Raw genomic sequence first — 12,569 nt, 5'->3', positions numbered from 1 at the left:
GATGTTTAAAATGACTGGAAGATTAGATGAAGATTTAAAAGATGTAACATTATTAGGAAATCAAAATACAAAATATTTATTTGAATATAGCCCAGAAATATTAGAGGTATTTGATAATAATCATCCAAACCGTGATTATTTTGTAAAATTCAATTGTCCTGAATTTACAAGTTTATGTCCGAAAACAGGACAACCAGATTTTGCAACAATTTATATTAGCTATATTCCAGAGCAAAAAATGGTAGAGAGTAAATCTTTAAAGTTGTATTTATTTAGTTTCCGCAATCATGGTGATTTCCACGAAGATTGCATGAACGTTATTATGAACGATTTAATTAAATTAATGGATCCACGTTACATTGAGGTATGGGGGAAATTCACACCACGTGGTGGCATTTCAATTGATCCATACTGCAACTACGGTCGCCCAGGGACGAAGTATGAACAAATGGCTGACTACCGCATGATGAACCACGATCTATATCCGGAAACAATTGATAATCGTTAATAGAAAGAAAGAGCCTGTATAGTATACAGGCTCTTTCTTTCTATTATATTATGCATTTTGATTAATGACAGTATAGTTTTTATGACTTACAACTGTAAGAGGTTCCATATCTAGTTCTCTAAAATTCTTCATAATTGTTATATCAACAATAACAGAGTTTTGATTTACTTTTTGAACACGGCCTTGCATTCCACCTTTAAATTCGATGATATCTCCAGTTTCTGCGATCTGCATAAGCAACTCTCCTTGTTACAGTTTTCCCAAAAAAAGAATAAATTTGGGTTTTTTTATTTCCTCCTATTTTGAACCATATTTCCTACTTTGTAAATGTTTCCAAAGTAAAAATTCGAAAAATATTCACTTTTTGTAAGAAAATATGTAGAAAATCCATGTTATTTGAAAAAAATAGCAAAAATGCGGGAATCTTTATATCGAGGTATAATGAAAAAGTAGAATAACCTGCTGAAGTGGGAGAAATTAGAGGCGGTAAAATGATGTTTGAATTTGTGGGGAGTGTTATAGCTTTAATTTTATTTTTATTTTCTTATATGCATTTAAAAAAGATTCGTCAATATGATACGAGTACATATTTTGATGGGATGGATGGTATCCATGCTTCGATAACGCATGATAGTGGTGGGGAGATGTAAAGGTATATGACTTTCTTTTCTTGCGTGGTATGATGTTTAGAACTAGTGCATAATAGAGTTCGTAAGTGATGAATGGAGAGTGAAAAGAATGAAGATTTCTTTTATTCGTCATGGTTGTTTAGGTCGTATAAGAGAACCGATGACAATTAATTCATTTCACGAATGGATGAAACAGTATGATTCCGAGTCAATGATACAAAAAGCTAAAATGCCGATAGAAACAATAGAGGCAATTGAAGCAGCGAAATTTGTCTTAACAAGTGATCAAAGGCGTGCTGTACAATCAGCAGCTGAATTAACGGATTCTTTATCTTTTATGCAAAACTCTCTTTTTAGAGAAGCTGAAGTTCCTTCATACTTTTTTGCTCCGAAGTGGTTGAAATGCACAATTAAGGTATGGATGTTCATTGGGCGCACATTATGGATACTTGGCTACCATAAAGATGTTGAGTCTTATAAGGAAGTAAGAGAGAGGGCAAGGCAAGCGGCTTACCTGTTACATCGTTATGCTCTCGTACATGGAAGTATTGCTCTTGTAGGTCATAATTATTTTAATTCGATGATTGGAACGGAGCTGAGGGCAATGGGATGGTCTGGTTCTCCTATTTTGCATAGAAAGCCATGGGGATGTACAACATATACGTTTCACGAGGCGATGGATGGAAATATATTAAATACGAATTTAACATAAAAGCACACGATTTATATAAATCGTGTGCTTTCTTTTTAAGATATAGAAATTTTGACGTTTAATGGTTTTACGAGATGAGCATAAGGTTCGCCTACTAGCATAACAATTTCATCTTTTTTATAACCTAACTTTTCGTATAGTGAATAGGCGCGTTTGTTTTCTAAATTAACAAGTAAAGCGATTTTTTCATGCCCTTTTTCAGTTGCATAGATTTCGGCAGCTTCAATTAATTTAGAACCAATACCTTTTCCACCGTGTGCACTTGAAACTGATAATGTATCAATGTAATACTCATCAAGCTCAGCTTCTTTTTCTAACGTAATCGATTCATCTTTATGTAATTCTCTTAAGTGATGTACAATTGGTGCGTCAAGCTGTGTTGCTTCACTACCGTGATAAGCGACAATAATTCCAACTGCACTTTCGTCTTGTTCATAAATAAAACAGTTTTCGTAGCTCAGACGGTTATTTTCTTTTGAGAACCATGTCTCAAGTCCTAGTAATACTTCTGCTTCAACTGTGCTACCTGTGATTTTTTCAGCAATTTCATGCAGAGCATTATACAATAAAGGAGCTATTGCCATTGCATCTGTCTTTTTTGCTTTCCGAATCATAGTATCCCTCCTAGTTCTATTTGTATATTGTAGCATAGTGGTATGGAACTTTGCATAATTGAATGCCGAAATGTTTGATATAGAGAAGTAGCTATGTTAGTATATGATATTTAGTGGACATATAGTAAAACGATATTGTTTGCGAAATAACGAAAATAAAATCATGGCATAACAACAAGATAAAGTGAAATGTTAATCAGTAAGATTTTTTGTTCATTCCACGACTGATTAGTAGTCAACACCAATCGGACTACCCGCAAATAGCGGGATAATTTTACAGTTGTTGACCTATAGAATATACGATAGAATAAAATATTGCAGAGAGGTGAAATACATGGATAAAGAATTAGCAAATACAATTTTAGATCAGCTGAAAAATGGTGAAATAACGGAGTATGTTGTTACGAAAGATGTATTTTATACGTTCAGAGAAGTTGTTGTAAATAGAGAAGACTTTAAGCATTTCATTGGTAACGCACAGCGAGGCGGGCAAGTGATTTATACATATTCAGAAACGCCACGTTCATAAAGGGGAATTTTGATCAGCAGGGCATCCCTCACTGATTAGTAACCTTCACCAACTGGACGTTTAATGCGGAATAAATAAAAGATAAAGGAGAGGGGAATTATGGGCGATTTTAAACAAGGCATTTTACCACATTGGGATTATATGTGGAAAGATAGAGCCGGCAATAGATTTATGGGAATGGTTATGTATCCAGAGAAACGAAAATGTTCAGCAAAAATGCTTCAGAAAATAAAAAGAGCATATGAAGAAGCGATAGAAATTAAAGTAACTGTACAAGTTCAACATACATATCAGTATGTAGAAGGAATGATTGTATACTTTGATGAAGAGGCTCCTGTATGTACAATGCTTGATAAAGATGAAAATCCACATCACATATTTGTAAAAGATATTTTGCGTATTGAGCACTCTGAATAAACTTTTCATAAATAAATTGAAGTTCCATAATAATAATCTTTTTCTATAATAGTTATCTTTTAGTATGTAACGAGAGACGAAAGTATATGTATAATATATTTAATAAGGTAAATTTGATAAATGTAATCGTTTTTTAGAGCAGATTATCGTTTTATATCTGTTCTTTTTTGCGTGATGCTGGAGAAATATATTTCTTCAGCATCTACCGTTTTATGACAAAATATATTGTTAACTTTTTTAAAAATAAGGTTAAATTCGTTGACAACTTTTTTGAAAAGCACTTTATTGACATGAGTTTTAGAATGTTGTTTCATAGTCATTGTATTGAAAAAAAACGGCTATCATGTCGAAAAGTAAAAGTTAAAAAAAGAAAGAATTTATACATATATCTTGTGTCTTATTTTGAAACGTAATACAATATATAGAGAAATCAAGAACAACATATAGAGAATATAGATTTGAGAGGGAGGGTCGGAAATGTTAGTTGCATATGATTCTATGACAGGAAACGTGAAGCGTTTCATTCACAAATTAAATATGCCGGCCGTTCAAATTGATGAAGATCTAGTAATAGATGAAGACTTTATTCTTATTACGTATACAACAGGTTTTGGCAATGTACCAGAACGTGTTTTAGACTTTTTAGAGCGCAATAATGAAAAATTAAAAGGCGTATCTGCAAGCGGCAATCGTAACTGGGGAGACATGTTCGGTGCAAGTGCTGACAAGATTTCTACTAAATATGAAGTGCCTATTGTATCAAAATTTGAGTTATCTGGAACAAATAACGATGTAGAATATTTTAAGGAAAGGGTGCGGGAGATTGCGACACATTGAACTGAATAATGAAATCACGCAAATGCAGGACGGTTTTTATCAGCTTCATAAAGATAAAGAGGCATTAGAAGTCTTTATGGAAGAAGCTAGAGAGAATACCGTTCCTTTTAATAGCGTGGCAGAGCGAATGGAGTATATGAAAGAACATGATTACTATTACAACGTTCTGGACGAGTATAGCTTGGAGGAAGTAGAGGAAGTATATAACATCGCTTATGGTGAAAACTTCGAGTTCCAATCTTATATGGCAGCATCTAAGTTCTACAAAGATTATGCGTTAAAAACGAATGATCAAAAACAATACTTAGAAAGCTATGAAGATCGTGTAGCAATTGTTTCATTATACTTAGGACGCGGTGATGTTTCGAAGGCAAGACAATTCGCAAGCATGATTGTAAAACAAAACTACCAACCAGCGACACCAACCTTTTTAAATGCGGGAAGAAGCAGAAGAGGAGAAATGGTGTCTTGTTTCTTGTTAGAGATGGACGATAGCTTAAATTCGATCGGCTTTAACATTAATACTGCGATGCAATTATCGAAAATCGGCGGGGGAGTAGCTTTAAACTTATCTAAGCTACGCGCACGTGGTGAGCAAATTAAAGGTATCGACAACGCTGCAAGTGGTGTAGTACCTGTTATGAAATTGCTTGAAGATTCGTTTTCATATGCGAATCAACTTGGCCAACGAAAAGGTGCCGGTGCAGTATATTTAAACATTTTCCATTGGGATATTATTGAATTCCTTGATACAAAAAAAATAAATGCCGATGAGAAGAGCCGTATTCAGTCTCTATCAATCGGAATTATCGTTCCAAGTAAGTTCTTTGAGCTTGCTGAGAAAAATGAGCCTTTCCATGTTTTCGCACCTTATACGGTTTATAAAGAATATGGCAAGCATTTAGATGATATTGATATTGATGAAATGTACGATGAATTAATGAGCAATCCGAAAGTGAAGAAGAAGCCACTAGATATTAGTGCACGTGATATGCTTATTAAAATCGCTATGATTCAGCTTGAGTCTGGTTACCCATACTTAATGTTTAAATCAAATGCAAATAATCAACATCCATTGAAGGATATTGGAACTGTGAAGATGTCGAACTTATGTACAGAAATCTTCCAGCTTCAAGAAACTTCAGAAATAAATGATTACGGTACAGATGACATTATCCGTCGTGATATTAACTGTAACTTAGGATCGTTAAATATCGTAAACGTAATGGAAAATAAAGAAATTCGTGAAGCGGTTCATGCAGGAATGGAAGCTTTAACAGCTGTTTCTGATATGACGATCATTCCGAATGCACCAACCGTGAAAAAAGCAAATGACGAGCTTCATTCAGTTGGACTTGGAGCAATGAATTTACACGGGTATTTAGCAAAAAATAAAATCGCTTATGAAAGTGCAGAAGCGAAAGAGTTTGCTCGTACATTCTTTATGATGTTAAATTACTACTCTATTGAGAAAAGTATGGAAATCGCTACAGAAAAAGGCGAGACATTTAAAGACTTCGATAAATCTGATTATGCGAATGGCACATACTTTGAAAAGTATGAAACGACAGATTACAGCCCAGTAACTGAAAAAGTTCAGCAACTATTTGAAGGAATTCATATTCCAACAAAAGAAGATTGGAAAAGTTTAAAAGAGCAAGTGCAAAAGAATGGTTTATACAACTCATATCGTCTTGCCATTGCTCCAACACAATCAATCAGTTACGTTCAAAATGCAACTTCAAGCGTAATGCCGATCGTAAGTCAAATCGAATCAAGAACATATGCGAACGCGACAACATATTATCCAATGCCGTATTTATCAAAAGATACGTTCTGGTACTATAAATCTTCTTACGATATGAATCAGTTTAAATTAATTGATTTAATCGCAGAAATTCAAGAACATATTGACCAAGGAATTAGTACAATTCTTTACGTTAATAGTGATATTTCAACACGTGAATTAGCACGTTACTACATCTATGCACATAAAAAAGGCTTAAAGAGTCTGTATTATACGAGAACACGTAAATTAAGCGTGGAAGAGTGTGTGGCGTGTACCGTTTAATGGCATATTGCCATACTAAATGAATAACCCAATAGTATGAGCAGGGTTATGAACCCTGCTCATACTTGGTTTGTTCTACTAAACGGTTAGCTTTTCATTGTTAGATGGAAATTTAACCGTTCAGTAGAACAATAATAGATATAGGGGTGATTCAATGCGCGCTGTTAACTGGAATAAAAAGGAAGATGATTTCAGTTTAATGTTTTGGAAGCAAAACATCGCTCAGTTTTGGACAGAAGAAGAAATAGCGGTTTCGTCTGACAAAAATACTTGGGTGCAATTATCGAAAGAAGAGCAAATTGCTTATAAGCGTGTATTAGGTGGTTTAACACTTTTAGATACGAAACAAGGTGGCGAAGGAATGCCACTTGTACTTGTTCATCTTGAAAATTTACAAGCGAAAAGTGTATTAGCTTTCATGGGAGCTATGGAAGAAGTACATGCGAAAAGTTATAGTCACATTTTCACAACATTAGCTACAGAAGAAGAAATTGATGATATTTTTGACTGGGTAGACAATCATCCGTTACTTGAGAAAAAAGCTGGTATTATTACTAGTTACTATCGTCGTTTATTAAAGCCTGAAGTAACGAAAAAAGAGTTATACATGGCAATGGTAGCAAGTGTGTTCTTAGAAAGTTACTTATTCTATAGTGGATTCTTCTATCCACTTTACTTAGCTGGTCAAGGTAAACTGACGGCAAGTGGTGAAATTATTAACCTTATTATCCGTTAACTTATGGCGGCTTTTGGTAGAGATACCAATTGAAAAACCCTTTTAATTGCTGGGACCCCCTATTGTAAATTTATCTGTATTATTATTGATGAATATATGCATTCAGGTTATTCTCTAACTATCAATAGATGGAAAGGAGAATAGCTGATAGGGCAATCAGCAGCGAAGCCTTTATCTAGCGATAACATGTACGGAATTTACTATTTAAAAATCAATGGGAAGTATTATATTGGTAAAGATGTGAACGTTTCAAATTTAAAACGAATTAGGGAACATATGTGGATGTTAAAGAGTGGTACACATTATAATAGGTATTTACAAGCAGTATATTGTAAATATGAATCCACTTTAGAATATGGAATTCTAGAGGAAATAGAATGTTCATTGGAAGAATTGAGTGAGATTGAGCAACAGTATATTTGGCTGTATGATTCTTATAATAATGGCTATAACTTGACATTAGGCGGAGAAGGATTGGGTGGAATTAAATTCACTGAAGAACAATTAGAGAAGAAAAGGCAACGTGTTATAGGTGAAAAAAATCCACAATCAAAAATTACAGATGCACAATTTTTTGAGATTGTAGAACTACTAAAGTGCGGAAAGACAAATCCAGAAATTGCTGATATGTATAATCTTCATCCTAATTATGTATCTTTAATTCGACATAAGAAACGTTATAAATATCTTTGGGGAAAAGTACAAAATTATTTGCCGGTTAAATCTGAACACCAACTGAAAACAAGGGGACGTGTTACTCTTGAAATGTTTTTGGATATCGTTCAGATGCTACAAGCCGGTGAATCTAATGCATCCATTGAAAGAAAACATGGGTTATCGAGCGGCACAGGAAGCCGTATCAGACATCGAAAACTGTATAAACAGTGGTGGGTGCGATACGTAGATAAAGGAACGTTCAACGACTATCCCAATGGCGGTGAAATTCCGCAAGAGGAGTAGGGCCAAGCGGTGGGTGAGAATCCCTTAAATCGAAATGGAGGGCTACCTGAGAAGGTAGATGATATAGTCTCTTCTTACAGGAAACTGTAAGCTGTATAAACGGCATAGGAGTAGCGAACTTATGTGAAGGTAAAGGATGAGTCAATTCACGGCGTATTCGTCGGTATTTTAGCACAACAAATCTTCGCAGAACTTTCTGCAGAAGAGCAACAAGAAGTGCAAAAAGAAACACAAGAGTTATTAATGGAACTATATGAAATTGAAATGGCCTATACAGAAGAAATTTACACTTCTATCGGTCTTGTAGAAGATGTAAATCGTTTCGTTCGTTACAATGCGAATAAAGGGCTTATGAACTTAGGACTTGAGCCGAAGTTTGAAGAAGAAGAAATTAACCCAATCGTTTTAAATGGTTTACGTACAGATACGAAAAACCATGATTTCTTCTCTGTAAAAGGAAATGGTTACGTAAAAGCAACGAACGTTGAAAAGTTAGCTGACGATGACTTCGTGTTTAACTTTTAATATAGGATTATAAAGAAAAGCTGTCTTATTCATTGATAAGACAGCTTTTCTTTATAATTTTGTTTACATAACACTATTATTTCTATGTAGCGATCGTTGAAAAGTTAGCTGACGATGACTTCGTGTTTAACTTTTAATATAGGATTATAAAGAAAAGCTGTCTTATTCAGACAGCTTTTCTTTATAATTTTGTTTACATAACACTATTATTTCTATATAGCGATTTATGTTTGGGAAGTTCTATTCGGTTAACGGATAGAACTTTTTGTAATTAAATGGGTATTTACAAACTTTTTGTATCGGTGTATTATTTAACTAGTACACCGATACAAAAGGAGGGAAGAAATGAAAATAGAGTTTTCTCCAAATATACCAATTTACATTCAGGTAATGGAATACATAAAAAAAGAGATCGTAACAGGACATTTATTGCCTGGTGATAAAATTCCCTCTGTCCGTGAATTAGCGAGTGAATTACAAGTGAATCCAAATACGATTCAGCGTACATTTCAAGAGCTAGAACGGGATGGAGTTGTTGTAACACGTAGAGGAATGGGACGGTATGTAACGAATGAAGGGGAGAAAATTATGGAGCTGCGAAAAGAGATGGCGAAAGAATTACTTCATTCTTTTATAGATGGAATGAACAATTTAGGTTTTTCAGAAGAAGAAATTCTTACAATTCTTCGTTCTTCATTACATGATAAGAGGGAGGAGAGCCAATGACAGAGCTATTAAAAATAGAAAACTTATGGAAGAGATACGGATTAAAAGCAGTGATCCGTGAATTAAACATAGAGATTACGGAAGGGAAAATCGTTGGGCTTGTTGGAGATAACGGGAGCGGGAAAACAACGTTATTGAAAATGATTGCAGGCTTGCAACACCCTTCTGAAGGCAGTATCACAATAGACGGTAAAAAGGTAGGATTACAGACGAAAGAAATCGTTTCATTTATGTCCGATAAGCCAGTCTTTGATGATTGGATGACTGTAAAAGACGCTTTATTTTTCTACCGGGATTTTTATAAAGACTTCGATATTCAAAAAGCGGTAGATACGATTGCAGAATTTAAAATACCGTTAGAAGAAAAAATTACAGCATTGTCAAAAGGTATGATAGAGAAGCTGCAAATCATTTTAACATTTTCTCGAAAAGCGAAGCTATACGTACTGGATGAGCCATTGGGCGGGATAGATCTTGTTTCTAGAGAACATGTACTTGAGTTAATACTTAAATTTTATCGTGAAGATTGTACGCTACTTATATCGACTCATTTAATAAGAGAAATCGAAAATATATTCGATGAAGTAATCTTTTTGAAAGATGGAGAAATAATATTACATGAAAATGTGGAAGAACTACGATTTCAAAAGGGTAAAGCAGTACATGAGCTGTTTAAGGAGGCCTATGAGAAATGAGTCAGCTTTTTCTTTATCTGTATAATTGTAATAAGAGAAAGATAGCCATTATTTACTTTGGTTTTATTACAGTTTCATTAATTCTTTTATTTAATATGAAAGGAGTTTCAGGAGTTAGAATTTCAGGTAGGCAAGATATAATTATTATTATATTCTTTATCGTACTAGGTATAAATGGATTTGCAATTCTTTTAACAGGTATATCGTCTTTTCGGAAAATGTTAAAAAATTCTATGCTACGTTATACTTCTATTTCAGCAAAAAAGTATATATGTGCAAATATTTTATTCTGTGTACTACTCTTTATGATTTTGCTAGGAATAGGAATCATTTTTCTATACTATTTTTCTTTAAATATTTACAATGGAAAAACTAATTTAGGTATTCAGCAAGCAATACACAGTTTATATAATTATGGAATATTACATCATATGTTATCTATTTTCTTATGGGGACTAGATTTTCTTAATATGCTAGTTTCTATTTATTTTATTATAGTAATTGTAAAACTATTAAATGTGAAATCATCGATGAATAAAGTTGCTTGTTTAGTTTTATTCGTCATTTTTACCGCATTTAATGGGGGAATAACATATATTTTTCAGCAAATAGAAAAGTATGTGTTTGCTATAAATAATATTGGATTTATAGATCAAAATGGTTTTTTAAATACATCATTTTATTCTGGTACAGAGATTACAATTTTAAATCTATTTTTTAATTGTTTATTAACAATTATATTACTAGTAGTTACAGGTCACATAGTCGATAAAAAACTAGAAGTCTAAAGGAGGAATCAGCATTGGGAAACGTAGTAGTAAAGTTAGAGAATGTTCGAAAAAAGATTGGTGGAACGGAAATTATTCGTGGTTTATCATTTGAGGTTCGTGAAGGAGAAGTATACGGATTCCTTGGGCCGAACGGTAGCGGTAAGACGACGACGATCCGTATGATGACAGGTCTTATTTCAATGACAGAGGGCGATATTACAATTTGTGGACATAGTATTCGCTCGGAGCGTGAAAAGGCACTAGAGCAAATTGGAGCGATTGTAGAAAATCCTGAACTATATGATTATATGACAGGAATGCAAAACTTAAAGCATTTTGCGAATATGGCCATTACACCAATTAGTAAAGAGCGCATTGCTGAGATTGTAAAGCTTGTTGAATTAGAGCATGCGATTCATAAAAAGGTGAAAACATATTCACTTGGTATGAAACAACGTTTAGGAATTGCACAGGCATTACTTCATCAGCCGAAAATCTTAATTTTAGATGAGCCGACAAATGGATTAGATCCAGCTGGTATTCGCCAAATTCGTGATTATTTACAACGTTTAGCGAAAGAAGAGAATATTGCTGTAATCGTATCAAGTCACTTATTGAGTGAAATTGAATTAATGTGTGATCGCGTTGTTATTATTAAACAAGGTGAGTTTGTACAAGAGTACAACTTACATGAAAAAGTGAAACATGATGAGGCAGTCGTTGTAGCGTTTGAAGTAGATGAAGTTCAGAAAGCAAATGAAATCATTAAAGGCAAAGCAAAAGGGAATGTAATTGTAGCATCTGTAACAAAAGACAACATTCCGCAACTTGTAAAAAAACTTGTTCATGCTGATGTGCTTGTATATGGCGTTACTGTTCAAAATAAAACGTTAGAGGATGAGTTCTTAGCGATTACTGGGGGAGTGAAAGCGTAATGTTTAAATTAATTCAAAATGAATTTTTAAAGTTGCATGCGAAAAAAGGTATGTATATTTTAATTGGTGTCATTGCTTTATTGGAGATTTTAGGAACAGTAGTATTGGCGAAATGGGGCGACGCTGGTAGCTTAAGTGGATCTTACTTAGATTTTGCAAGTTCAAATATCGGCTTAATTATGATATTCACAACGATCTTTGGAATTACAATAGCTTCTCGTACAATTACAGATGAATTCCAAAAAGGAACGATTAAGCAATTATTAATTCGTCCAAGAAAACGAATGATAATTTTATTTTCTAAATATATTACAGTATTATTAACGATGTTATTTATCGTATTTGCTAGTACGTTAATTGCTATGATTATTGGTGTAATTGTAATGGACGGTAGTAAAACTGAATTAACGTTAGGAATTGTTTTAAAAACAATTGTATATCAGCTGTTATCACCATTTTTCTTTGCAACACTTGCATTTTTCTTAGCAAACGTATTTAGAAAGTCTGTATTACCAATAATTATTACGATGTTTCTATTATTCTTACAAGGTACAATTAACATGGTATTAATGATGTTTGCAAAAGGTGTAGCGAAGTTTGTAGTATTCAGCCATTTGGATTTAAGAGCTTACGATAGTAATAAATTAATCAATGGTGGAATGGAACCAACATTTACAGAATTTACGTTTACAACTTCATTATTACTTGTAGCTGCATACTTTGTTGTGTTACTTGTAGCATCAAGTGCATTATTCCAAAAACGTGACGTATTATAATAAAAGAAATCCCCGCTTGTAAAAACGGGGATTTTTATTACATAAATTTCACTTGGATTGCAACTTGAAGAACAGCGATATGGTATTTTAAGAGCTATGCTGTTTGAAATGATTTGAGAAAAATAGGAA

The 12,569-nt window shown here is 33.7% G+C and carries 15 protein-coding genes and 2 pseudogenes; 15 read left to right on the top strand and 2 right to left on the bottom strand.

Going from position 1 to position 12,569, the window contains the following annotated elements:
- The first annotated feature begins 10 nt into the window (after positions 1 to 10).
- Positions 11 to 508 (top strand): preQ(1) synthase, encoded by a 498-nt coding sequence (gene queF, locus DN400_RS16090; protein WP_001986050.1) that lies wholly within the window; start codon positions 11 to 13, stop codon positions 506 to 508.
- A gap of 48 nt (positions 509 to 556) precedes the next feature.
- Here queF and DN400_RS16085 read toward each other — a convergent pair whose 3' ends face one another.
- Positions 557 to 742, bottom strand: coding sequence for a YkvS family protein (locus DN400_RS16085; RefSeq protein WP_001165082.1), 186 nt, complete (start codon positions 740 to 742; stop codon positions 557 to 559).
- 260 nt (positions 743 to 1,002) lie between these two features.
- Here DN400_RS16085 and DN400_RS29510 point away from each other — a divergent pair, with 260 nt between their 5' ends.
- Together DN400_RS29510 and DN400_RS16080 are read left to right on the top strand one after the other, a co-directional pair.
- On the top strand, positions 1,003 to 1,158 hold the full coding sequence (locus tag DN400_RS29510; protein WP_000461432.1) for a hypothetical protein: 156 nt from the start codon (positions 1,003 to 1,005) through the stop codon (positions 1,156 to 1,158).
- An 88-nt stretch (positions 1,159 to 1,246) separates the two neighbouring features.
- Positions 1,247 to 1,849, top strand: a complete 603-nt coding sequence (locus DN400_RS16080) for a hypothetical protein (RefSeq protein ID WP_000703093.1) — start codon at positions 1,247 to 1,249, stop codon at positions 1,847 to 1,849.
- Positions 1,850 to 1,884: 35 nt separating this feature from the next.
- On the opposite strand, the gene DN400_RS16075 is transcribed toward DN400_RS16080, so the two are convergent.
- A complete protein-coding gene (locus DN400_RS16075; protein WP_000619546.1) occupies positions 1,885 to 2,463 on the bottom strand; it encodes a GNAT family N-acetyltransferase in 579 nt (192 codons plus the stop codon).
- Positions 2,464 to 2,797: 334 nt separating this feature from the next.
- On the opposite strand from DN400_RS16075, the gene DN400_RS16070 reads away from it, so the two are divergent.
- The 12 genes and pseudogenes from DN400_RS16070 to DN400_RS16010 all read left to right on the top strand — a co-directional run bounded on the left by DN400_RS16070 (position 2,798) and on the right by DN400_RS16010 (position 12,440).
- Positions 2,798 to 2,992, top strand: coding sequence for a hypothetical protein (locus DN400_RS16070; protein WP_000356686.1), 195 nt, complete (start codon positions 2,798 to 2,800; stop codon positions 2,990 to 2,992).
- Positions 2,993 to 3,091: 99 nt separating this feature from the next.
- Positions 3,092 to 3,409 (top strand): hypothetical protein, encoded by a 318-nt coding sequence (locus DN400_RS16065; RefSeq protein WP_000502199.1) that lies wholly within the window; start codon positions 3,092 to 3,094, stop codon positions 3,407 to 3,409.
- A 477-nt stretch (positions 3,410 to 3,886) separates the two neighbouring features.
- The gene (nrdI, locus tag DN400_RS16055) at positions 3,887 to 4,246 is read left to right on the top strand and encodes a class Ib ribonucleoside-diphosphate reductase assembly flavoprotein NrdI (RefSeq protein WP_000959447.1); all 360 of its coding nucleotides are present in this window, start codon (positions 3,887 to 3,889) and stop codon (positions 4,244 to 4,246) included.
- Positions 4,233 to 6,317 (top strand): class 1b ribonucleoside-diphosphate reductase subunit alpha, encoded by a 2,085-nt coding sequence (gene nrdE / locus DN400_RS16050; RefSeq protein ID WP_065228498.1) that lies wholly within the window; start codon positions 4,233 to 4,235, stop codon positions 6,315 to 6,317. The genes nrdI and nrdE overlap by 14 nt, the downstream gene beginning before the upstream one ends.
- A gap of 154 nt (positions 6,318 to 6,471) precedes the next feature.
- A pseudogene (locus tag DN400_RS16045) lies at positions 6,472 to 7,050 on the top strand (ribonucleotide-diphosphate reductase subunit beta); the annotation flags it as partial.
- A gap of 189 nt (positions 7,051 to 7,239) precedes the next feature.
- The gene (locus DN400_RS16040) at positions 7,240 to 8,013 is read left to right on the top strand and encodes a GIY-YIG nuclease family protein (RefSeq protein WP_065228499.1); all 774 of its coding nucleotides are present in this window, start codon (positions 7,240 to 7,242) and stop codon (positions 8,011 to 8,013) included.
- Positions 8,014 to 8,142: 129 nt separating this feature from the next.
- Positions 8,143 to 8,538 (top strand): annotated as a pseudogene (locus DN400_RS16035) (ribonucleotide-diphosphate reductase subunit beta); the annotation flags it as partial.
- A gap of 345 nt (positions 8,539 to 8,883) precedes the next feature.
- Positions 8,884 to 9,264, top strand: coding sequence for a GntR family transcriptional regulator (locus DN400_RS16030; protein WP_147801745.1), 381 nt, complete (start codon positions 8,884 to 8,886; stop codon positions 9,262 to 9,264).
- Positions 9,261 to 9,959, top strand: a complete 699-nt coding sequence (locus DN400_RS16025; protein ID WP_000137746.1) for an ABC transporter ATP-binding protein — start codon at positions 9,261 to 9,263, stop codon at positions 9,957 to 9,959. Before DN400_RS16030 ends, DN400_RS16025 begins: the two co-directional genes overlap by 4 nt.
- Positions 9,956 to 10,747 carry a hypothetical protein gene (locus DN400_RS16020; RefSeq protein WP_000080431.1) on the top strand — a complete coding sequence of 264 codons (792 nt, stop codon included), beginning with the start codon at positions 9,956 to 9,958 and terminating at the stop codon, positions 10,745 to 10,747. Before DN400_RS16025 ends, DN400_RS16020 begins: the two co-directional genes overlap by 4 nt.
- 14 nt (positions 10,748 to 10,761) lie before the next feature.
- Positions 10,762 to 11,664 (top strand): ABC transporter ATP-binding protein, encoded by a 903-nt coding sequence (locus DN400_RS16015; RefSeq protein ID WP_000528788.1) that lies wholly within the window; start codon positions 10,762 to 10,764, stop codon positions 11,662 to 11,664.
- Positions 11,664 to 12,440, top strand: a complete 777-nt coding sequence (locus DN400_RS16010) for an ABC transporter permease (protein WP_071714550.1) — start codon at positions 11,664 to 11,666, stop codon at positions 12,438 to 12,440. The genes DN400_RS16015 and DN400_RS16010 overlap by 1 nt, the downstream gene beginning before the upstream one ends.
- Positions 12,441 to 12,569: the final 129 nt, after the last annotated feature.

The organism is Bacillus sp. AR8-1 (genome assembly GCF_008042345.1).
Taxonomy (GTDB): Bacteria; Bacillota; Bacilli; order Bacillales; family Bacillaceae_G; genus Bacillus_A; species Bacillus_A cereus.
This window is presented reverse-complemented; position numbering and strand designations above follow the sequence as displayed.

Excerpts from the sequence above, each read along its gene's own strand:
- queF (WP_001986050.1), top strand. The coding sequence starts at position 11 with ATGACTGGAAGATTAGATGAAGATTTAAAAGATGTAACATTATTAGGA.
- DN400_RS16085 (WP_001165082.1), bottom strand. The coding sequence starts at position 742 with ATGCAGATCGCAGAAACTGGAGATATCATCGAATTTAAAGGTGGAATG.
- DN400_RS29510 (WP_000461432.1), top strand. The coding sequence starts at position 1,003 with ATGTTTGAATTTGTGGGGAGTGTTATAGCTTTAATTTTATTTTTATTT.
- DN400_RS16080 (WP_000703093.1), top strand. The coding sequence starts at position 1,247 with ATGAAGATTTCTTTTATTCGTCATGGTTGTTTAGGTCGTATAAGAGAA.
- DN400_RS16075 (WP_000619546.1), bottom strand. The coding sequence starts at position 2,463 with ATGATTCGGAAAGCAAAAAAGACAGATGCAATGGCAATAGCTCCTTTA.
- DN400_RS16070 (WP_000356686.1), top strand. The coding sequence starts at position 2,798 with ATGGATAAAGAATTAGCAAATACAATTTTAGATCAGCTGAAAAATGGT.
- DN400_RS16065 (WP_000502199.1), top strand. The coding sequence starts at position 3,092 with ATGGGCGATTTTAAACAAGGCATTTTACCACATTGGGATTATATGTGG.
- nrdI (WP_000959447.1), top strand. The coding sequence starts at position 3,887 with ATGTTAGTTGCATATGATTCTATGACAGGAAACGTGAAGCGTTTCATT.
- DN400_RS16040 (WP_065228499.1), top strand. The coding sequence starts at position 7,240 with ATGTACGGAATTTACTATTTAAAAATCAATGGGAAGTATTATATTGGT.
- DN400_RS16030 (WP_147801745.1), top strand. The coding sequence starts at position 8,884 with ATGAAAATAGAGTTTTCTCCAAATATACCAATTTACATTCAGGTAATG.
- DN400_RS16025 (WP_000137746.1), top strand. The coding sequence starts at position 9,261 with ATGACAGAGCTATTAAAAATAGAAAACTTATGGAAGAGATACGGATTA.
- DN400_RS16020 (WP_000080431.1), top strand. The coding sequence starts at position 9,956 with ATGAGTCAGCTTTTTCTTTATCTGTATAATTGTAATAAGAGAAAGATA.
- DN400_RS16010 (WP_071714550.1), top strand. The coding sequence starts at position 11,664 with ATGTTTAAATTAATTCAAAATGAATTTTTAAAGTTGCATGCGAAAAAA.